This is a genomic window from Pandoraea sp. XJJ-1, from assembly GCF_026802345.1.
GTDB lineage: Bacteria > Pseudomonadota > Gammaproteobacteria > Burkholderiales > Burkholderiaceae > Pandoraea > Pandoraea cepalis.
Genome location: NZ_CP113827.1, coordinates 4,519,718 through 4,541,035 on the forward strand (window position 1 = coordinate 4,519,718; position 21,318 = coordinate 4,541,035).

Consider the following 21,318-nt stretch of genomic DNA (forward strand, 5'->3'; position numbering starts at 1 on the left):
CCGGGCACGGTGCCTGTCCGCTCGTCCGCACGCTTTCGTAATATCGAACTCTCACTCGACTCATGATTTTTGACGCCCCGGACGCCCATTGTGTCCGAGACTCCCTGAAGATTTCCCGGCGTGTCTCGCCCCCGCGCGCTCGCCTTGCGGCCCGACGCTTCGTCGCCGTCAGCCTGAGCGCTCTGACCCTGTTGTCGGCCGCCCTCGCGCCCGCGATGGCGCGTGCCGATTGCGACCCCGCCGGCCGCGACGTCGCAAACCGTGTGATGACCTACACCGGCCAGCTCGGCGAGCGCAATCCGTTGCGGCTCGTGCTGCGTCCGTCGTTCGGCGGCAAGCTCGAAGGCCGTTATGCCAATGCCTCATCGCTGGGCGACACGTACCTCACGGGCAAGCTGGAGAACAAGTCGCGTCTGCATCTGACCGAGTTCGACGCGGGCGGCATGCCGCGAGCGACCTTCGACGGCGATTTCGCCGCCAACGACGAGGTTGACCGCCAACGCGGTGTGTCGTCCAGCTGCGAGGTCATTTCCGGTCAATGGAAGGATCTTCGCAATGGGCGCTCGGTGCCGTTCGAGCTGGCGCTCGCCGGCGTTCAGAACGGTAAGCTCGATCACCTCTACGGCGTTGCCGGCGTGGACGACGACGAAACGGTCAATCGTGCGGCCATGCAGTTCCGCAAGGGGGTTCTCGACGACCGGCGCGACGTCGTTGCGCAATCGATTCGCTATCCGTTGCGCGTGTCGTTGCGCGGCAAGACGATGATGCTTCGGAACCCGAAATCGCTGCTCGCGCGCTACAACGAGATATTCACCGACGGTTATGTGCGCACCATCGGCGCGGCCGTGCCGCGCCTGATGTTCGCGCGCGATCAGGGCGTGATGCTGGGCAACGGCGCCGTCTGGTTCGATGCGTCCGGGCGCGTCATCGCGCTCAATCGGTCCTGACCGGTTCGCCGCCCGCCCATCGCCCTGGAATTCTGCCGCCATGACTACCGCGCCGATTCTTCGTAGCGCCATGACCGGCCTGGTCCTCGCAGGGGGGCGAGGCCAACGCATGGGCGGACGCGACAAAGGCTTGCAACGATTCGCCGGCCGAACGCTGGTCGAGCACGTCCTCGAACGAATGCGGCCACAGGTCGCGACGTTGCTGATTAGCGCCAATCGACATCACGATGCCTATGCCGCGTTCGGCGAGCCAGTCGTGTGCGACGCGACGCCGGACTTCGCTGGCCCGCTCGCCGGCATGTTGGCCGGCCTGCGCGCCACGCGCTCGGACTACCTCCTCACCGCACCGTGCGACTCACCCTACCTCCCCGAGGATCTTGGCGAACGACTGGCGGCCGCGTTGAGCGCCGCTGGCGCCGACGCCGCCGCACCGCCTCTGGCGGCCTATGCCGTCACGCCACAGGGGCCGCATCCGGTCTTCGCCCTCTTGCATCGCACGCTCGCCGACGATCTTGCCGCCACGCTCGCGGCCGGCGAACATCGCGTCAGGGCGTGGCTGGCACGCCACAAGGCCGTACAAGTTCACTTCGGCGACGAGCGTCCGTTTTACAATGTCAACACGCTGGACGACCTCCAACCCGATACCTCCAATAGGCCCGATACGTCCGACACGCCGCGCGCGCCCTGACATTGCGGACACCGACGCGGCCCGATCTGTCGCCACCGCATTGACGGGATTCATGCCGGGGACTTGCCGGATGACGACGCCACACCATGACTACACTTGACGAAGCCCTGGCCGGCTTGCCGGACTACGACCCCAACCATATGACGGTCGAATCGGCGCGCGCCATCATTGCGCGCACCGCGCGTCCGGTGTCCGCCATCGAGCAGGTCGCCGTGCGCAGCGCGCTGGGCCGTGTGCTGGGTCGCGACGTCACGTCGCCGCTCGACGTTCCCGCTTTCGAGAATGCCGCCATGGACGGCTATGCCTTCGCCGGCAGCGTACTGGCCGCCGGGGGCGACGTGCGCCTGCGCGTGGCCGGCCGCTCGTTCGCTGGCCATCCGTTCGACGGCGTGGCCGCGCCCGGCGAATGCGTGCGCATCATGACCGGCGCCTTGCTGCCCGCCGGCTGCGACACCGTCGTCCCCCAGGAACAGGTGCGGCGCGAAGGCGATACCGACATCGTCACCTTTGCGGCCAACGCCGTCACGCCCGGACGCCACGTGCGTCACGTTGGCGAGGATCTGGCCGCCGGCCACACGGCGCTGCATGCGGGCAAGCGGATTCGCCCGGCCGCGCTCGGCCTGCTCGCCTCACTGGGGATTGGCGAAGTGCCGGTGCGCCGCCGCATTCGCGTCGCGTTCTTCTCGACGGGCGACGAACTCCGCTCGGTGGGCGAACCACTCGCGCCGGGCAATCTCTACGACAGCAACCGCTACACGCTGTTCGGCATGCTGCAACGTCTGGGTGCCGAGGTGCTCGACCTGGGCGTCGTGCGCGACGACCCGCAAGCGATCGAGGACACCCTGCGCACCGCTTGCCGCGACGCCGACGCCGTCATCACGTCGGGGGGCGTCTCCGTTGGCGAGGCCGATTTCACCCGTGAGATGATGACGCGCCTGGGCAATGTCGTCTTCTGGAAGATGGCGATGCGCCCGGGCCGACCGTTCGCCTTCGGCGAACTCGAGACCGACGGCCATCGCGCGCTGCTCTTCGGCTTGCCGGGCAACCCGGCCGCCGTGATGGCGTCGTTCTACCACCTGGTTCGAGACGGGCTGTTCGCGCTGATGGGCGCCGAACCGCAAGTTACGCCTAACCTGCCGGTGCCGACGACCACGGCCATTGCCAAGCGTCCCGGCCGGACCGAATTCCTGCGCGGCATTCTCGCCGCCGACGCGCAAGGCCGCTGGCAGGTGACGGTGGCCGATGCACAAAGCGCCGGCATTCTGCGCACGATGAGCGAAGCGAACTGCTTCGTCACGCTGGACACCGCTCGCGGCGATGTCGCGGCGGGCGAATTGGTCGACGTCATCGCGTTCGACGGATTGGTTTAGCGCGAGTCTCTCGAATCCCCCCTAAAGCGAAGCAGCGAAATTGCGATATATTGCCGGCGTCGGCGCTTCGACGATGTCAGCACCCAACCGAAAGCACACGTCAATGACAACAAAAAAGCAAATCACGTATATCAGTCCTGGCCAGACGGCCAAAGCGCTGGTGCTGGTCTATCTCACTTTCAGTATTCCGATGGTGCTTCTGGCCTTCCTCGCAGCGTTCTACCGCTACGGCGAACTCCCGGGTCTCGCCTTCATTTCCGCGCTGGTCCTGAATGCCATCGTCGGTTTTGTGCTGCTCTGGGTCGCCTGCCATGCCTACAACTGGGTGGCGGAGCGCTTCGGCGGCATCGAAGTTGCCCTGAGCGACATCCCCGACGAAGAGTGCTGACCTTCACACGGATTTCCCTGCCCCATGTCCTTGACCCTGTGTACCGCCAAGGCCGACGACGTCGGCGCGATTTACGGCCTGATGCGAGAACTGGCCGTCTATGAAAAGTTGTTGGATATTTTCGAAGCAACGCCGCAGAGCGTGCACGAGGCACTGTTCGGGCCCGCGCCGGCAGCTGAATGCCTGATGGCGAAGTGGGATGGCGAGGCGGTCGGCTACGCGCTGTACTTCCACAACTTCTCGACGTTCCTCGGACGGCGCGGCCTGTACCTTGAAGACGTCTACGTACAGCCGTCGATGCGCGGCAAGGGCGTAGGACAGGCGCTCATGCGTCAATTGGCCGGCATCGCCGTCGAACGAGGTTGCGGACGCTTCGAGTGGACCGTGCTCGACTGGAATCAGCCGGCGATCGACTTCTACACCTCGCAAGGCGCGACGGTGCTGCCCGACTGGCGCGTGGTGCGCATGACAGGCGAAGCACTCGAGCGGTTCGCCAATCGCGGCGAACCCCCAGCGCCCCGAGCGTTCTGAGCACGCCACGGATTGGGAAATTCGGGAACGCTGCGAACGTCATCCATGCCGGGACTGTCAGGCGCGTCTTGAACGTCCCGCGTCCGCAGGCGCCTCCGCGCGACTCGCCCTACCGGGCGCTCACGTCTCGTCGTCGGCCTCCATCTCCACACCGAGCAGTTCGACCGCCTGTTCACCGGGCAAGGCTTCCACGGACTTGAGCTGACGCGCCATCGCGCGCGTGCGCACCTCGGCCCTGTCGATCGAACGGGTCACCGTCTCCAGTTGCGCCTTGGTCTTCGCGAGCACATCACCGAACTTGGTGAACTCCGTTTTCACCGCGCCGAGCACCTGCCAGACCTCACTGGAACGGCGTTCGATCGCGAGCGTTCGGAAGCCCATCTGCAGGCTGTTGAGCAGCGCGGTCAACGTTGTCGGACCCGCCACGGTCACGCGATAGTCGCGCTGCAACAGATCCGAGAGTCCCGGACGCCGCAGCACTTCGGCGTAAAGCCCTTCCGTCGGCAGGAACAACAGCGCGAAGTCGGTCGTGTGCGGCGGTGCGAGATACTTGTCCGCGATGGACTTCGCTTCCAGGCGGATGCGTGTCTCCAGCGCCTTCGATGCCTCTTCCACTGCCGCCAAATCGGCACGCTCCTGCGCGTCGAGCAGGCGCTCGTAATCCTCACGCGGGAATTTGGCGTCGATCGGCAGCCAGACCGGCGTGTTGCTGTCGCCGTTCTGTCCCGGCAGCGCAATCGCGAACTCCACCCGCTCGGCACTGCCCGGCTTGGTCGCAACGTTCTTGGCGAACTGGTCGGGCGTCAGCAGTTGCTCAAGCAACGCCTGTAATTGCACTTCCCCCCAGATGCCTCGCGTCTTCACATTGGTCAGCACGCGCTTGAGATCGCCCACGCCAGCGGCGAGCGTCTGCATCTCGCCCAGGCCGCGATGCACCTGCTCCAGCCGGTCCGAGACCAGCTTGAACGACTCGCCGAGTCGCTGCTCGAGCGTGGCATGGAGCTTTTCGTCGACGGTGCGGCGCATTTCTTCGAGCTTCGCCGCGTTGTTGACCTCGATGTCCTTGAGCTTCTGTTCGAGTGTGGCACGCACTTCGGCCAGGCGCCGCTCGTTGCCCTCGGCCAATTGTGTGAGTTGTTCATGCTGCGCCTCACCGAAGCGGCGCAACGTCGACGCCTGCTCTTCGCGCATCTGCTGTCCGTTGAGCACCAGGCTCTGACGCACCGCATCGAGCTGGGCAGCATTCGTTTCGGTAAGCTTCGCCAACTGTTGTGCAAACGCGTCGATCTGGTTGTTCTGCACCGTCGCCACGCTCGTCATCTGCGCGGCCAGCGTCTGCTGGAACTGCGCCATCTGCGCGCTTTGCTCGCCGCGTGCGGCACGCGCCGTTTCCGCGAACTCCTGGCGCAGGCCACGCTCGCTGCGATCGGCCGCCTGAAGCAAATCATCGCGGACATGGGCCAGCGCGTCGACGAGCGTCTCGCGCAACGTCGAATCGCCGCCGCGCTGCCAGACCTTCACCGCAATCGCGATCATCACCAACAAGTTCAGCGCTGCCAGCGCCACCCACCCCATCTCTACCATCGCGTTGCGACTCCCGTTGATGCCCTTCGATCCTGCTGCCGATGCCGGCCCATACCTGCCGATGCCTGCAGGGTGCCGCTACGACCGGCGCGCCGCCGGGTTCAGCAGGCACGGCGGCTTGCCCGCCGCCGCCCCGAATCCCAACGCCGCAATCAGATTGTCGGCCGCCAGACTTGCCATGCCGCGACGCGTCGCCACCGAGGCACTCGCGATATGCGGCGTCAGCACGACATTCGGCACCTTGAGCAAATCGGGATGCACCTTCGGCTCGCCCTCGAAGACGTCGAGGCCCGCAGCGGCAATCTGCCGGCCCGCAAGGGCGGCCGCGAGCGCCGCGTCATCGACAATGCCACCGCGCGCCAGATTGACCAGCGTTGCCGTCGGCTTCATGAGGGCCAACTCGGCGGTACCCACCGTGTGATGCGTTGCGGCCGAGTAAGGCAGCACGAGGATGACGTGATCCGCCGTGCGCAGCAGCGTATCCTTGTCGACGAAGCTTGCCTGGCATGCCGCTTCCGTTGCCGCATCGAGACGCGACCGATTGTGGTACACAACACGCATGTTGAAGCCCATTGCGCGGCGCGCAATCGCCTGTCCGATACGGCCCATGCCAATGATGCCCAGCGTGCTGCCATGCACGTCGGCGCCGAGAAACATATCGTAGGCCCACTTATCCCAATGCCCTTCGCGCAACCACCGCTCGGACTCGGTCACGCGACGGGCCGTCGCCATCAACAGCGCCCAGCCGAAGTCGGCCGTCGTCTCGTTGAGCACGTCGGGCGTGTTCGTCGCCATGACGCCAGCGGCGGTCATCGCCTCGATATCGAAGTTGTTGTAACCCACGGCCATATTGGCCACCACACGCAGCTGTGGCGCACCGGCGAGCACCGATGCGTCGATGCGCTCGCTCGCCGTGGTGATCGCGCCGGCCTTGTCGGCCAGACGTGCGCGCAATTCGTCGCTCGAATACACGGTATCGGCGTCGTTGCGCTCGACCTCGAAATACTGCGCCAGACGCTCGATCACGTCGGGAAAAATGGCTCGGGCTACCAGGATCTTCGGTTTCACCAGTTGTCTCGCAAAGGTTGACCGCGTCACACCATCGCGGCTCAGAAGAATATCAGGGTCGTCAATACGAACAGCGGCAGCAGAATCGCGCCCGACCACAGCATATAGCCAAAAAAGCTCGGCATGCGAATGCCGCGTTGCTCCGCGATGGCTTTCACCATGAAGTTCGGCGCGTTACCGATGTAGGTGTTCGCGCCCATGAACACCGCACCGGCCGAAATCGCCGCGAGCGTTGCCGCACCGGTGGTCATCAGCGTTGCGGCATCGCCACCAGCGGTATTGAAGAACACGAGATACGTCGGCGCATTGTCGAGGAACGACGAGAGCAGGCCCGTCGCCCAGAAATACATGACGTTGTCCGGCGCACCGCCCGGCCCCGTGACAAGACGAATGACCCAGCCAAGCGCGCCGGCTTCCCCCGCTCGCAGAATGGCAACCACCGGGATGATGGTCAGGAAGATACCGGCGAACAGCTTGGCGACCTCCTTCATCGGCGCCCAATTGAAGTCGTTACCCTCGCGCGCCGTGCGCGGCGTGATCGCCAGCGACATCAACGTCACCACGATCAGCCCGACGTCGCGCGCGAGGTTCTGCAACGCGACCGGTGTACCGAAGATGTCGAACTCGACGCCCGGCTTCCAGACCCCGCTCATCAGCACGAGCCCCACGGCAGCGGCAAGCAGCACGAAGTTGCGCTTGCCTTCGAGTCGCAGCGGCGCGGAATGCGGCGTCGGATCCATTGCCTCGATCAGAGGCTCGCTCTTCTGCCGGAAGTAGTAGCTATCGATCAGGAAGAACAGCACCAGCAGCACCGCGCAGATGAACAGCGTCTCAGGCCAGATGTGCGCGGTCGTCCAAAAGAAGTCGACCCCTTGCAGGAAGCCAAGGAACAGCGGCGGATCGCCCAGCGGCGTCAGCGAGCCTCCGGCGTTCGCCACAAGGAAGATAAAGAACACGACGACGTGCACGTTGTGTTTGCGGTTGTCGTTTGCGCGGATAAGCGGACGGATCAGCAGCATCGCCGCGCCCGTCGTGCCCATGATGCTGGCCAGCACGGTGCCCAGCGTCAGCAGCCCGGTGTTGAGCCACGGCCCGCCGCGCAGGTTGCCATGCACGCAGATGCCGCCGGCCGCGGTGAACAGCGCCGTAAGCAGAACGACAAACGGTATGTACTCCGCGACAACGGCATGCACAGCGCCATACCAGGCCGCGCCCACGCCGAACACCAATGCGAATGGCACCAGGAATGCCGCGCCCCAGAACGCCGCGATCTTGCCGAAATGGTGATGCCAGAACGCCGGCGCCAGCAGCGGCCCAATCGCGATCGAGAGCAGCAGTCCGGCAAACGGCACGCCCCACCAGGCGACGAGTTGTGCGCCGTCCGGCCCGGCAGCAAACGCCGCGGGGCTTGCCAATGCCAGCCCCGCCGCTCCCAATATGCGCCCTATCCCCTTATGCATTGTTCTTGGTTCCTATTGATTGATCGTCGACGATGTACGAGTCGCCCGCAAAGCAGGAGTGCCCGAAATGGCGCAACCTTGGGAAATATCTCAAACCAAGGTCCCGCACGGCCCGGCGGATCAAATACCGAAGCGGGCGGGCGATTCTCGAAAGCCTTCCCCCCATCGCGTATCGACATTCGCGCTGGTGCAAGGAGTCATTGGGTGTTGGCCCGCGGTCGCGGGCCGATGCGACGGCGTCGTGCCTCAGGCACCGTCGACGATGATGAGATGCACTCGGTAGGGACCGTGGGCGCCCAGCACCAGCGTCTGTTCGATGTCGGCCGTCCGCGACGGGCCCGCAATGAAGTTCGTGGCCCGAGAGAGTTGACCGCGCTCGCTACGCATGAGCGCGAAGCCGTCCTCGTGGCCGGCGACGATGCGCGACGCGGGCACAACCGCGATATGCGTTTCGGGCAACAGGGTGGCCGACGCAAATGTCTCGGGGCCCGACATCATCATCAACGCGCCGGTTTCAGCGATGGCGCAGAAGCAACCGGTGATGCCGACCAGATCGTCGCCCTGCGGCTTGCGGAATTCCACGCGACACCCCGCATTCGCCCAATCGAGTTCGCGCAAGGTCGGCCACGCCACCGCCTGGTCCGTGAGGCCGTTGGCCTGCAGATACGTCGCGGCCGCGGGCGGCACGTCGCTCATGCCCGGCACGCGCGCGATCGTCGTCGAGAGCGCCTGCGCCTTGTCGATGAACGTGGCGACGAGATCGTCCGACATGGCCGGACGCGGTCCCTGCGGATGCCGTGCCAGGTAGTCCTCTGCCGCCGCCTGCTCGTTCGCGCGCGCGGCATCGGGACGATGCTGAGCATTGCGGATGCGGGCAAAGATGCGATTGCGGGCGTCGGAGGTATCCATGGGCTGTCCTGTGAAGCCGACGTGCCGGTGTGCGGCCAACGTCGTCGCTTATCGTCTCTCGAAAGGCCACCGTTGCAAGTTCGGCGGGCGATGCGCAATTATAACGGCTGCCCTTGCGGGCGCGACGCACGTTCGCGCACTATCGGAATGCTCTGGCGCGACGCTCGGACCAGGCGGCAGGCATCGAACGTCACACGCCGGCCGCTGACGCCGGCGCGATCTCGAATACCTGACGCAGATACGCCAGATAAGCATCGTCGTCGCACATATTCTTGCCCGGCGAGTCCGAGAGCTTCGCCACCGGCTGACCGTTGCAGCGCACCATCTTGATGACGATCTGCAACGGCTGATAGCCCAGATCGTTGGTGAGGTTCGTTCCCACGCCGAAGGCGAGCTTGCAACGGTCGCGGAACCGCTCGAAAAGCTGCAGGACCTTCGGAATATCGAGGCCGTCCGAGAAGATCATGGTTTTCGTATGCGCGTCGACGCGATTCTCTGCGTAGTGCGCCAGCAGGCGCTCACCCCAGACGAACGGATCGCCGGAATCATGACGGGCACCGTCGAACAGCTTGCAGAAATACATATCGAAGTCACGCAGAAAGGCGGACATACCGTAGACGTCGGACAGCGCGATGCCTAGGTCGCCGCGATACTCCTTCGCCCACGTCTCGAAGCCGAAGATCTGTGAGTCGCGCAGACGCGGCCCGAGCGCCTGACAGGCCTGAAGGTACTCATGGGCCATCGTGCCGAGCGGCGTGAGCCCGAGCTTGAGCGCGTAGTACACGTTGCTCGTGCCCGCGAACTGTTCGCCCAGTTCGTCGCGCAGCGTGAGAATCACTTCCTCGTGCCACTCCTTCGAGAAGCGGCGTCGCGTACCGTAATCGGCGATCTTGCAGTCGCGATAATCGACGCGGCCCGCCAGCATGCCGATCTTGTCCTTGAGCCGCTGACGGCCTTCGTCGTAGGCGGGCTTGCGCTGTGTGTTGCGGAAATACACTTCGTTGACGATGGCGAGCACCGGGATCTCGAAGAGGATCGTATGCAGCCACGGCCCGCGAATCGTGATGTCGATCTCGCCGTTGCCCTTTGGCGAGGGCTGCACCGTGATGTACTTCTCGTTCAGATGGAACAGGTCGAGAAAGTCGATGAAATCGCTCTTGATGAAGCGCATCGCACCGAGGTAACGAAGTTCGGACTCGGTAAAACGCAGCCCGCACAGCAGGCGGATCTCGTCGCGAATCTCGTCGACATACGGCGTGAGGTCCACACCTTCGGTGCGACACTTGAAGCGGTATTCGACTTGCGCTGCGGGAAAATGATGCAGCACCACTTGCATCATCGTGAACTTGTAGAGATCGGTATCGAGCAGCGACGTGATGATCATGACGACAGACTTCGCGAGGAACACGCAACAGAAAGCAGCGCACGCTGCCGATCGGCAAGACAGCCACGACGCGGCGCGCGGGAAGAGCAGACATCGTACCGCAAAGCGGTGTCACGCATGACGTCCGCGCCGGGCACCGGGTGACGCCGCGGCGTGCGCGCGAAGCGCTTCGGCTCTCGCACCTGCCGCCCCTGGCTGCGTTACAATAACGCCTTTAACGGCCGTTCGAAGCCGTTTCGCGCCCTACTCTGGAGTTGTTGGCATGACGCACGTTGTCACCGAAAGCTGCATCAAATGTAAATACACCGATTGCGTGGACGTCTGCCCCGTGGACTGCTTCCGCGAAGGCCCGAACTTCCTGTCCATCGATCCGGACGAGTGCATCGATTGCGCCGTCTGCGTGGCCGAGTGCCCGGTGAACGCCATTTATGCCGAAGAAGACGTGCCGGGCGACCAGCAAGCCTTCATCGCCTTGAACGTGGAACTGTCCCCGAACTGGCCGAGCATCACCAAGACCAAGCCGTCCCTGCCCGACGCGGATCAGTGGAAGGACGTCACCGAAAAGCTTCATTTGCTCGAGCGCTAAGCCTCGGGCGACTTGGGCGGACGTCGCGCGCCACGCGCAGAAAAATGCGCACCCGGTGTTGACAGTGTGCGAACGCCGCCCCTATAATCTCTTTCTCTTTTGATCCCCGATAGCTCAGTTGGTAGAGCGCCGGACTGTTAATCCGTAGGTCCCTGGTTCGAGCCCAGGTCGGGGAGCCAAGCATTTCAAAGCGATGGCCTCGCGCTCGCGAGGCTTTTGTTTTAGTCGATGCGCCGTGACAGCGGCGTGCGGCACCCAAGTTTGATCCTCGATAGCTCAGTTGGTAGAGCGCCGGACTGTTAATCCGTAGGTCCCTGGTTCGAGCCCAGGTCGAGGAGCCAAAACGCAGAAAGCCTCGCCGATCGGCGAGGCTTTTTTGTTTTCGGTGGCGCCCGCAGCATCGATCGAACACCCCCTCCCGCCGAGCGCGCAAACAAAAACGGGGCACCGTCTCCGGCGCCCCGCTCTCTGACTTCCTGAACAACGTGCTTACTCGCTTGCGGGCGCCCCCATCGCGACCGGGCGATTCGCCGAGGCCTGCACCTCGTTGCTGTTCACGCTTTCAATCCAGCGTCGGCGCATCGGCGCGAGCACGAACTTCGCGCCCACGGCCGCGGCGATGCTGATGATCGCCGCCGCGATAAACACACGATCCCAGTGACCGCCGACGGCGAGCACCGAGGCCAGCGGCACCAGCAACGATGCCGTACCCTTGGCCGTGTACAGCGTACCCGCGTTCGACGCCGCGTTCTTGCTACCGAACGTGTCCGCACACAGCGCCGGGAAGATCGAGAAGATCTCGCCCCAGCACAGGAACGTCATCGCGGCGAAGAACACGAACATGTACGGGTTCTGACCGAAGTGCATCAAGCCCAGCATCGCCAGCCCTTCACCCAGGAAGATGATGAACATGGCGTTCTCACGTCCGATCTTGTCCGAGACGAAGCCGCACAGCGGGCGTGTAAAGCCATTGCACAGATTGTCGATCGACAGCGTCATCGTGAGCAGCGGCAGCGTCGCACCGAAGAGGGTCATCGGCATCGATGCAATACCGAAATCCTTCGCGATCGGGCCGATCTGCGCCGTCGCCATCAGACCGCCAGCGGCCACGGCGACGAAGCAAACATAGATCACCCAGAACACCGGCGTACGAATCATCTGCCCCGAGCTGTAGTCCACCTTCGTCGACAGAGTGCGGCGCGACACGGTCAGGCCCTTCGGCGCACGCGGCTTCACGAGCAACAACGCGAGGATGAAGATCGCCACGCCCTGCACGATGCCGAAGTTGAAGAACGCTGCCTCGTAACCCGATCCGCGGATCATATTGGCAATCGGAATCACCGTGATCGCGGCACCGGCGCCGAACCCGGCGGCGGTCAGACCGGCGGCCAGACCGCGCTTGTCCGGGAACCACTTCAGTGCGTTACCCACGCAGGTGCCATACACGCACCCAGCGCCAATACCCGCGATCACGGCCGCCGTGTACAGCACGGCGAGCGTTTCGGCGTACGAGTACATGATCCACGACAGGCCAACGCAAATCGCGCCACCCGCCACCACCGGCCGAGGCCCGAAGCGGTCAACCAGCCAGCCTTCGATCGGCACGAGCCAGGTTTCCACCACGATGAAGATCGAGAACGCCACCTGAATGGCCGCGACACCCCAGTGATGCTTCGCCTGCATCGGCTCGACGAACAACGTCCACGAATATTGCAGATTGGCCACCAGGCCCATACAGATGATGCCGATCACCAGTTGTGACCAGCGCCCTCCCAGAAAAGAGGTCTTCTCCTCCGGTTGTCCATTTGCTTGCATGACTTGCCTCCTGTTCCTGTCAGACGATTGACGCCGGCCCGCGCTTCGTTGTGCGGTACCCGCCGTCATCGCGTGCCGTCTCGCGCCCCAACGTGGGGGAATCGCGCATACGACACGCCTCCTGGCGCTACATGCGGCTCATGCGTGGCCGCTTGATCACGGAACGCTGCCTGGCGGCGCGCTCGCAGGGCTTGAGCCCCGGCTGACTGACTTTCGGAAGCGCCAAAGGACGCTTCCGGCCCCCACTTCGGCGCGGCGACGCAGGCTTTAGGCCCGCGCCGGCAAGTTGCCGGCTGCCGAAGGGTGACGGGTGAATCAATTCGAGTGGGAAACGGCCTGCGCTGTCAGCGGGTCGCGATGGATTCCCATGAGTCACATCGCAGGCCACGTCCCATCACTCAGGCGAGCGCGCCTCGCAGACGCGTGATCGCCGGATCGCCTGCCCACAACGGGCGGCAGGGAGATGAGGAAGACCGTAGCGCTGAACCACCAACTCAGACGCCAACGGCGGATACGACAGGGCAGCCGGTGCGGATAAACCGTCGCATGAATGCTGCCCGAAAGGAAATGCGTGCTTACCCAACGAATGTCTCCAGAAAATACGGCGTCAATTCAGCCCTTGCCCGAAGGAATTCACGAGTCTTATCGGGACCATTTTGACGCTCTTCATCTGATATACAAGATTCAATATATCGAATTAAGTATTTTTATGGTTCCAAAAGTAGTCCATGACCGGGACACTGTCAACCCGAGAGCGCCCACATTCCGGTTGCCGTCGGCCCCGATTCGGACGCCTGGACGGCGTCGGGGTAAGCGCCCGATAACCGGCAAACGCACGGAAATCGGGGCCTTGCAGGACATTGCGCGCCGGAACGAGGCGTGACACCCCCTCAGGCGGTATCGCACCGCCGGGTGCAGGCTCAGGGAAAACGATGATGTTTTAGGGGGGGGCCGCCAACCGTCGGCGAGGTGACTCGCCGGCAAGAAAAATTGCGTTAGACCGGCTCGACGTCGCCTGAGTGGTTGCGAATGAAGGTGAGATGTTCGCGCAGCGAACGTTGCGCAACGGTGGCGTCGTGCGACGCCACGGCGGTGAAGATGCGACGGTGCTGTTCGATCAGCTCGGCCAGATCCGCGCCATGGCCGACGATGGCGCGGTAGTTGTCGACCACCGAGCCGCGCAACAGCTCGAAGATCGCGTGCATCAGGTGCACCAGCACAAGGTTGTGCGTGGCTTCCGCCAGCGCCAGATGGAAATGCGCGTCGAGTTCGGGTACGCGGGTGAGCAACGACTGTCCCTTGGCCTCGCCCTCGCCGTCCAGACCATCGCGCCCTGCGGCATAGGCCGCTTCGAGCGCTTCCAGCGCTTGTGCGAGCCGCGCGATGTCCTCGGGCGTTGCCCGTGCGGCCGCCAGCTCGACCGCCTTGGCTTCGAGCACTTCGCGCATTTCCAGCACGTCGTCGACGGTCTTGCTGTGTCGCGACATCAATTGAGACAACGGTTCCGCGAGCAGCGGCTGGCTGGCATTGGCGACCAGATACCCGCCACCGGCGCGCCCCACGATCAGGCCACGCGACTCCAGTCGCAGTAGCGCTTCGCGAAGGGACGGGCGCGACACGCCCATCTGCTGCGCCAGATCGCGCTCGGACGGCAGCGCCGAGCCGGGGGCGAGCCGGCCTTCGACGACCATCGTCTCCAGTTGTTCGTACACCATGTCGGACAGACGCAGACGCGGCGGCGGCGTGACCGGCGCAAAACTCGCGGCGGTGCCCGAAGATTCGCTGGCAGGGAAGGAAGACATAGGCAAGGACGACTCGTTGGACGACATGTCGGCTTCGGTTCTCGACGGAAAAATCACAGACACGACGATACAGGATGACGCTTCGCTCAGGGCAGGCGCGCAGCCAGATGCCCGGCTTCGCTCAGGGATGCCCCTCATACCAAGGGTTTACCCTGTAGTCGAAATCGGATCATTCCCTTTACGATAGCATCATTCGACAACTGGTCGACCAGTCTACCAGTAGACCAACAATCCGCGAAACGTCGCCCCACGTTAACGATGGTCCGAGAGCCCGCCTGATGACATCGAATGCGTTGCCCCCGCCTCCCTCCGCGCCGCTGAGTCCGCCGCGCCCGGTCCCGTCGTCGTCAGCTTCGCCGCCGGTGCCCATGCGCGTCGACGACGAGCCGGTCTTCGAGACGATTGACGACACCACGCGCGCCGCCCGGCTGGCGGCACTGCGTGCCGCCGTGCCCGACGCTCAGTGGCTGACCGACCGCGAACAGATCACGCCGTACGAATGCGATGGCTTGGCGGCCTACCGCAAGCTCCCGCTTGCCGTGGTATTGCCTGCCGACGAGGATCAGGTTTGCCGCATCCTGCGGGCCTGCCACGCGCACAATGTGCCCGTCGTGCCGCGCGGCGCCGGCACGGGGCTGTCGGGCGGCGCCATGCCGATCACCGACGGCATCGTGCTGTCGCTCGCCCGATTCAAACGCATTATCGAAGTCGATCCCTACGCACGTACCGCCACCGTTCAGCCCGGTGTGCGCAACCTCGCCGTCTCCGAAGCGGCCGCGCCTTATGGGCTTTACTACGCACCGGATCCATCGTCGCAGATTGCCTGCACGATCGGCGGCAACGTCTCAGAGAACTCCGGCGGCGTGCATTGCCTGAAATACGGCCTGACGGTGCATAACGTCCTGCGTGTGCGCGCCGTAACGATGGACGGCGAGATCGTGGAATTCGGCTCGCACGCCCTCGACGCCCCGGGACTCGACCTGCTGTCCGTGTTCATCGGAAGCGAAGGAATGTTCTGCGTGGTCACGGAAATTACCGTGAAGCTCGTGCCGAAGCCGCAGGTGCAGCAAGTCATCATGGCCAGCTTCGATGATGTCGAGGCGGGCGGCAACGCCGTCGCCGCCATCATCGCGGCGGGCATCATCCCGGCCGGCCTGGAGATGATGGACAAGCCAGCCACCCAGGCAGTGGAGGCGTTCGTTCACGCAGGCTACGATCTGGACGCGGCCGCCATTCTGCTGTGCGAGTCGGACGGCACGCCCGAAGAAGTCGCGGAGGAAATCGCAAGGGTCTCGGCGGTGCTGCGGGCGTCGGGCGCCACGCGCATCCAGGTGTCCACATCGGAAGCCGAACGTCTGCGCTTCTGGTCCGGACGCAAGAACGCCTTCCCCGCCGCCGGACGACTCTCGCCGGACTATTACTGCATGGACGGCACGATCCCGCGCCGGACCATCGGCACGCTGCTCAAGCGCATCGAAGCGATGGAAGTGCAATACGGCCTGCGCTGTATCAACGTCTTTCACGCCGGCGACGGCAACATGCACCCGCTGATTCTGTTCAACGGCAACGATCTCGACGAGTGGCACCGCGCCGAAGCGTTCGGCAGCGACATTCTCGAAGCCTGTGTGGCGCTGGGGGGCACGGTGACCGGTGAGCATGGCGTGGGGATCGAGAAGATCAACGCGATGTGCGTGCAATTTTCGCCGGAAGAGCGCGATGCCTTCTTTGGCGTGAAGCGTGCCTTCGACCCCGCCGGCCTGCTCAACGCCGACAAGGGCATTCCCACACGTGCGCGCTGCGCCGAGTACGGCAAGATGCACGTGCGCGGCGGCCTGTTGCCCCATCCCGAATTGCCGAGGTTCTGATGTCGCAAGCCCCTTCCCTCGCGTTGCCCGACGTGGATACGCAAGCGGCGGCGCAAGTGCTCGCCGCGATACGCGAGCGCGTGCTCGCCGCCACCGCCAGCGGCACACCGCTTGACATCCAGGGTGGCAGCACCAAGCACTGGTACGGCCAGACGCCCACGGGCGAGCCGCTCGACATGCGTGCATATCGCGGCATCGTTTCGTACGATCCGGCCGAACTGGTGATCACCGCCCGCGCGGGCACGCCACTGACCGAGATCGAATCGGCGCTGGGCGCGCGCGGGCAGATTCTGCCGTTCGAGCCGCCCCATTTCGGGTCAGGGGCAACGCTCGGCGGCTGCATTGCGGCCGGCCTTGCCGGCCCTCGCCGGCCGCACGTCGGCGCACCGCGCGACTTTGTCCTCGGCGCCGTCGTCATGAACGGTCAGGGCCAAGTGCTGCATTTCGGTGGGCAGGTCATGAAGAACGTCGCGGGTTACGACATCTCCCGGGTGCTCGCCGGCGCGCTCGGCACGCTCGGCGTCTTGCTCGAACTCTCGATCAAAGTATTGCCCTGCCCGGTGGCCGAGGCCACGCTGCAGTTCGAACTGCCGCAGGCACAAGCCATCGAGCAACTCAACCGCTGGGCCGCTCAGCCGCTGCCCCTGATGGGTTCGGCGTGGCACGACGGCGTGCTGCGCGTGCGCCTTGGCGGTGCCGCGGCGGCCATCGCCGCAGCGCGCGCCACGATGGGTGGCGAACCTGTCGATGCCCTCGAAGCGCATGCGTTCTGGCAGACCCTGCGCGAGCAGACGCACCCGTTCTTCGCGAGCGCGCCGATCAAGGGAGACGGCCAACCGCTTTGGCGTCTGTCGGTGCCCTCGACCACGCCGCCACTCGCCCACGGCGACGAGCACCTGATCGAATGGGGGGGCGCGCAACGCTGGTGGATCACACCGCGCGCCGCCGCCGATGTGCGCGCGATTGCCGCAGCGGTGGGCGGGCATGCTACGCTGTTTCGCCACGGCGACAAGTCGGCTGGCGTATTTACCCCGCCATCGGCCGCGCTGCACGCTATCGGCAAGCGTTTGCAGCACACGTTCGACCCGAGCCGCATCTTCAACCGCCATCGGCTGTACCGCTAAAGACGACGATGCAAACGAACCTCGCAGACTTTCTCCGTCAAACGCCAGACGGCGACGAAGCCGAAGCCATTCTCCGCAAATGCGTGCATTGTGGCTTTTGCACCGCCACGTGCCCGACCTACCAATTACTGGGCGACGAACTCGACGGCCCGCGCGGGCGCATCTATCTCATCAAGCAGATGGTCGAGGGCCAGCCCGTGACGCGTGAAACGCAGCGCCACCTGGATCGGTGCCTGACTTGCCGCAGTTGTGAGTCAACCTGCCCGTCGGGGGTGCAATACGGCCGGCTCGTGGACATCGGCCGCCGTCATGTCGACGCCAAGGTCTGTCGCCCCGCCGGTGAGCGCGCGCTGCGCTGGACGCTCGCCCGCGTGCTGCCCAATCGTACGCTGTTCTCGCCTGCCCTTCGCCTGGGCCAGCAGTTCCGGTCACTGCTGCCGCGCTCGCTGCGCGAGAAGGTGCCGCATCGCCAGCGCTCGGGCAGTTGGCCGCAGGGCACGCACACCCGTCGCATGCTGATGCTCGAAGGCTGCGTGCAGCCCGCCATGCTGCCGAACGTCAACAAGGCCACCGCCCGCGTGCTCGACGCACTCGAGATCGAAATGGTGCGTCCGGCGGCCGCCGGTTGCTGCGGCGCGATCCGCCTGCATCTGAACTATCAGGACGACGGTCTCGACGATGCGCGCCGCAACATCGATGCCTGGTGGCCCGAGATCGAAGCGGGTGTGCAAGCCATCGTGATCAACGCGTCGGGCTGCGGCGCGACGGTCAAGGAGTACGGCCATCTGCTGCGTCACGATCCGCAATACGCAGGCAAGGCGCAACGCGTCTCGGAACTCGCACGAGATTTGTCGGAAGTGCTGCTCGATAACCTGGAAGCCCTGCAACAGCGCGTGCCGAGCCGCAAAACCGGCAAGATTGCCTACCATCCCCCCTGCACGCTGCAACACGGCCAGCAACTCAAGGGCGTGGTGGAGAAGCTGCTCGCCGGGGTTGGCGTGAGCGTCATGCTGCCGCAGGACAGCCATATCTGCTGTGGCTCCGCGGGCACCTATTCGGTCACGCAGCCAACGTTGTCGCATCAACTGCGCGACGCGAAGTGGAAGGCGCTCGACGCCCTCGAGCCCGAACTGGTCGTCTCCGCCAACGTCGGCTGCATCTGTCATTTGCAGGCGACCGCCAAGGGCGAGCACGCGCGCGATCACGCGCCGGTTCAACACTGGATCGAACTGCTCGACCGGATGATCGCGTCGGCCTGAGCGCCGGCGCGATCATCCCGATTCACCTCCGCGGCAACGATTGATTGTCCCCATGCAAGGGACAATCAATCCCCAATATGCCCGTTTATCTAAACGATGGCACTCCCTAAAATCGAAGCCAAGTCAGTCATCGCATTGATGGCTGAGCCGACCCTTACTTCGATTCCTTTGCCGGAGCCTGTCATGATCGACAACAAAACCGCCCCCTACGCCGCACTGTTGCTGCGCGTATCGCTGGGTATCCTCTTCCTCGCCCATCTGTCGCTCAAGGTGTTCGTATTTACCGTGCCCGGATTTGTCGGCTTCATGGGCTCGCTGGGCCTGCCGCCGTTCGTCGCGTATGTCACGATGGCGCTGGAACTGATCGGCGGCCTGATGCTGATCACGGGCTTCTATGCGCGCTGGGCGGCGCTGCCGCTGGCGGCGTTGATGCTCGGCACCATCGTATCGGTGCACGGCCACAACGGCTGGATGTTCACCAACAAGGGCGGCGGCTGGGAATTCCCCGCGTTCTGGCTGGTGGCGCTGCTGGTTCTGGCCCTGCTCGGGGACGGCGCTTGCGCGGTACGCCGCGCTCGCACCGCCTGATAGCCTCGTCAGGTTCTCGTTAGCGTTCTTTTGCTGGAGTCATTGCCATGTCTGCCCTTCCTACCCTCTTCGTCTCCCACGGCTCGCCGTTGCTCGCGGTCGATCCGGGCCGTACCGGCCCACTGTTGACGGCGTTGGGGCGTGCGGTGCCGCGTCCGCGCGAGATCCTCGTGATTTCGCCGCATTGGTCGACGCCGGCCCTGCGCGTGGGCAGTCTGGCGCAACAACGCACGATCCACGATTTCGGCGGCTTCCCGCGCGAGCTTTACGCACTGGAGTACCCGGCCGCGGGAGCGCCCGCGCTCGCCGAGCGCACGGTGCAAATGCTGCGCGACGCGGGTCTGCCCGCGACGACCGACGACCAGTGGGGTCTCGATCACGGCGCCTGGGTGCCGCTGCGCTACCTCTACCCGGATGCGGATGTCCCGGTCACCCAGTTGTCGCTGCAACGGCACGAACGTCCCGAGCAGCAATATCGGCTCGGACAGCACTTGGCGCCGCTCGCGCAGGACGGCACGCTCATCCTCGCGTCGGGCAGCTTCACCCACAACCTGCACGAGGTGTTCCGCGCCCCGTCGGAGGACCGTGCCGACGCGCCCTACCTGGCCGAATTCGTCGCCTGGTTCACCGAGCATCTCGCGGCGATGGACCTTGATGCCCTGTTCGACTATCGCGCCCGCGCACCGTACGCCGAGCGCGCTCATCCGACCGATGAGCATCTGCTACCGCTCTATATTGCCCTGGGCGCAGCCGACAATGCCGCCCGTCAGACGCACTTCGACACCGGCGCCACCTACGGCGCGCTGCGCATGGACGCGTTCGCGTTCGGCAACGCCGCCCCGTCGCTCGCCGAAGTGAGCGCGCTGGCACAATAACGACATCGGCACCGGGGGTGTCGCGACAGGCCTGTCCGTCGCGGCATCGTCGGCGCCGTCGCCTGTCCGGCCACCGGCCTGATCGCGCATCGCGGTGCGCATTCCTGAGGAGCCTCGCCCCGGCATGAACAAACTTCGCGAGATCGAGAGCTTCATTGCCGTGGTCGAGTCGGGCAGCTTCGTGAAGGCCGCCGCAACGTTGGGCATCTCCAAGACGGCCATCTCGCGTTACGTGGCCGATCTCGAGGCGCGTCTGGGCACGCGTTTGCTCCAACGCACCACGCGACGCCTGTCGCTCACCGAGCCGGGCCAGCGTTACGTCGAGCGCTGCCGTCAGATCCTCACCGAACTCGACGAGGCCGATGCCATGGCGGGCGAGCAGGACGGTCTGCCGGCCGGGCCGCTGCGCATCAACGCCCCGCACACCTTCGGTGTGCTGCATCTCGCGCCGCTCTGGCCCACGTTTCTCTCGCGACATTCGCAAGTCTCGCTCGATATCACGCTGAGCGATCGCCTCGTCGATATCGTTGACGAAGGCTACGATCTGGCCATTCGGATCACGCGCCTGCCCGATTCGTCGCTGGTGCATCGGCGGCTCGCGGGTACCCGGCTGGTGCTGTGCGCCTCGCCCGGCTACCTCGCGCAGCATGGCACGCCACCGCATCCCAGCGAACTGGCCCATCATGAGACCGTCGGCTACAGCTACTTCTCGCATCGGCGCGAATGGCGCTTCGACGGCCCTGACGGCCCGGTTTCCGTGCGCACGCGCGCGCGGCTGATCGCCGACAACGGCGATACCTGCCTGGCCGCCGCCGTTGCCGGGGCGGGCATCATCCTGCAACCGGCGTTTCTCGTGCAAGACGCCTTGCGCGACGGCCGGCTCGTCGAATTCCTGCCCGAATACACGCAGGGCGAGATGGGTGTCTACGTCGTCTATCCTTCGCGCAAGTACCTGAGCGCCAAGGTCCGCGCCCTCATCGACTTTCTCGTCGACGCCTTTGCCATGCCCGGCTGGCGGGCCATCGACCGCCGTTGAGTCGCGCAGTCTTGCCGACATCCACAGCGAAAGCCCCTT

The 21,318-nt window shown here is 64.8% G+C and carries 19 protein-coding genes and 2 tRNA genes; 14 read left to right on the forward strand and 7 right to left on the reverse strand.

Annotation, left to right across the window (positions count from 1 at the left end; all coding sequences use genetic code 11):
* Positions 1–62: 62 nt before the first annotated feature.
* The 5 genes from OYT13_RS20855 (at position 63) to OYT13_RS20875 (ending at position 3,924) form a co-directional block, all read left to right on the forward strand.
* Positions 63–947, forward strand: a complete 885-nt coding sequence (locus OYT13_RS20855; protein WP_268566875.1) for a hypothetical protein — start codon at positions 63–65, stop codon at positions 945–947.
* Between the two features lie 40 nt (positions 948–987).
* Positions 988–1,635 (forward strand): molybdenum cofactor guanylyltransferase MobA, encoded by a 648-nt coding sequence (gene mobA, locus OYT13_RS20860; protein WP_051060075.1) that lies wholly within the window; start codon positions 988–990, stop codon positions 1,633–1,635.
* Between the two features lie 86 nt (positions 1,636–1,721).
* Positions 1,722–3,005 carry a molybdopterin molybdotransferase MoeA gene (gene moeA, locus OYT13_RS20865; RefSeq protein WP_017232488.1) on the forward strand — a complete coding sequence of 428 codons (1,284 nt, stop codon included), beginning with the start codon at positions 1,722–1,724 and terminating at the stop codon, positions 3,003–3,005.
* Positions 3,006–3,108: 103 nt separating this feature from the next.
* Positions 3,109–3,393, forward strand: coding sequence for a hypothetical protein (locus OYT13_RS20870; RefSeq protein ID WP_017232487.1), 285 nt, complete (start codon positions 3,109–3,111; stop codon positions 3,391–3,393).
* Between the two features lie 24 nt (positions 3,394–3,417).
* On the forward strand, positions 3,418–3,924 hold the full coding sequence (locus OYT13_RS20875; protein ID WP_017232486.1) for a GNAT family N-acetyltransferase: 507 nt from the start codon (positions 3,418–3,420) through the stop codon (positions 3,922–3,924).
* A gap of 120 nt (positions 3,925–4,044) precedes the next feature.
* Here the strand turns inward: OYT13_RS20875 and rmuC are convergent, their stop codons facing one another.
* From rmuC to pncB, 5 genes are all read right to left on the reverse strand, one after another.
* Positions 4,045–5,499 (reverse strand): DNA recombination protein RmuC, encoded by a 1,455-nt coding sequence (gene rmuC, locus OYT13_RS20880; RefSeq protein WP_017232485.1) that lies wholly within the window; start codon positions 5,497–5,499, stop codon positions 4,045–4,047.
* Positions 5,500–5,586: 87 nt separating this feature from the next.
* A complete protein-coding gene (locus tag OYT13_RS20885) occupies positions 5,587–6,579 on the reverse strand; it encodes a 2-hydroxyacid dehydrogenase (protein WP_026131692.1) in 993 nt (330 codons plus the stop codon).
* A 38-nt stretch (positions 6,580–6,617) separates the two neighbouring features.
* On the reverse strand, positions 6,618–8,036 hold the full coding sequence (locus OYT13_RS20890) for a sodium:proton antiporter (protein WP_026131691.1): 1,419 nt from the start codon (positions 8,034–8,036) through the stop codon (positions 6,618–6,620).
* Positions 8,037–8,282: 246 nt separating this feature from the next.
* Positions 8,283–8,945, reverse strand: a complete 663-nt coding sequence (locus OYT13_RS20895; RefSeq protein WP_017232482.1) for a LutC/YkgG family protein — start codon at positions 8,943–8,945, stop codon at positions 8,283–8,285.
* 190 nt (positions 8,946–9,135) lie between these two features.
* Positions 9,136–10,329: a nicotinate phosphoribosyltransferase gene (gene pncB, locus OYT13_RS20900; protein ID WP_017232481.1), complete on the reverse strand. Its 1,194-nt coding sequence runs from the start codon at positions 10,327–10,329 to the stop codon at positions 9,136–9,138.
* 262 nt (positions 10,330–10,591) lie between these two features.
* On the opposite strand from pncB, the gene fdxA reads away from it, so the two are divergent.
* The 3 genes from fdxA (at position 10,592) to OYT13_RS20915 (ending at position 11,256) form a co-directional block, all read left to right on the forward strand.
* Positions 10,592–10,915 carry a ferredoxin FdxA gene (gene fdxA, locus OYT13_RS20905; protein WP_017232480.1) on the forward strand — a complete coding sequence of 108 codons (324 nt, stop codon included), beginning with the start codon at positions 10,592–10,594 and terminating at the stop codon, positions 10,913–10,915.
* A 103-nt stretch (positions 10,916–11,018) separates the two neighbouring features.
* Positions 11,019–11,094: transfer RNA gene (locus OYT13_RS20910), tRNA-Asn, on the forward strand.
* Between the two features lie 86 nt (positions 11,095–11,180).
* A tRNA-Asn gene (locus OYT13_RS20915) sits at positions 11,181–11,256 on the forward strand.
* A 148-nt stretch (positions 11,257–11,404) separates the two neighbouring features.
* On the opposite strand, the gene oxlT is transcribed toward OYT13_RS20915, so the two are convergent.
* The gene (gene oxlT / locus OYT13_RS20920; RefSeq protein ID WP_150563682.1) at positions 11,405–12,730 is read right to left on the reverse strand and encodes an oxalate/formate MFS antiporter; all 1,326 of its coding nucleotides are present in this window, start codon (positions 12,728–12,730) and stop codon (positions 11,405–11,407) included.
* A gap of 995 nt (positions 12,731–13,725) precedes the next feature.
* Entirely contained in the window at positions 13,726–14,532 is an 807-nt protein-coding gene (locus OYT13_RS20925) for a FadR/GntR family transcriptional regulator (RefSeq protein ID WP_017232478.1), read from the reverse strand.
* Positions 14,533–14,900: 368 nt separating this feature from the next.
* Here OYT13_RS20925 and OYT13_RS20930 point away from each other — a divergent pair, with 368 nt between their 5' ends.
* From OYT13_RS20930 to OYT13_RS20955, 6 genes are all read left to right on the forward strand, one after another.
* Positions 14,901–16,397 (forward strand): FAD-linked oxidase C-terminal domain-containing protein, encoded by a 1,497-nt coding sequence (locus tag OYT13_RS20930; protein ID WP_150563709.1) that lies wholly within the window; start codon positions 14,901–14,903, stop codon positions 16,395–16,397.
* Complete coding sequence (gene glcE, locus OYT13_RS20935; RefSeq protein ID WP_261939767.1) at positions 16,397–17,521, forward strand: glycolate oxidase subunit GlcE; 1,125 nt, start codon at positions 16,397–16,399, stop codon at positions 17,519–17,521. Before OYT13_RS20930 ends, glcE begins: the two co-directional genes overlap by 1 nt.
* A gap of 8 nt (positions 17,522–17,529) precedes the next feature.
* Positions 17,530–18,780, forward strand: a complete 1,251-nt coding sequence (gene glcF / locus OYT13_RS20940) for a glycolate oxidase subunit GlcF (RefSeq protein ID WP_268566876.1) — start codon at positions 17,530–17,532, stop codon at positions 18,778–18,780.
* A 183-nt stretch (positions 18,781–18,963) separates the two neighbouring features.
* Entirely contained in the window at positions 18,964–19,368 is a 405-nt protein-coding gene (locus OYT13_RS20945; protein WP_017232475.1) for a DoxX family protein, read from the forward strand.
* Positions 19,369–19,415: 47 nt separating this feature from the next.
* Positions 19,416–20,243, forward strand: a complete 828-nt coding sequence (locus OYT13_RS20950) for a dioxygenase family protein (protein ID WP_268566877.1) — start codon at positions 19,416–19,418, stop codon at positions 20,241–20,243.
* 124 nt (positions 20,244–20,367) lie between these two features.
* Positions 20,368–21,279, forward strand: a complete 912-nt coding sequence (locus tag OYT13_RS20955; RefSeq protein WP_017232473.1) for a LysR family transcriptional regulator — start codon at positions 20,368–20,370, stop codon at positions 21,277–21,279.
* Positions 21,280–21,318: the final 39 nt, after the last annotated feature.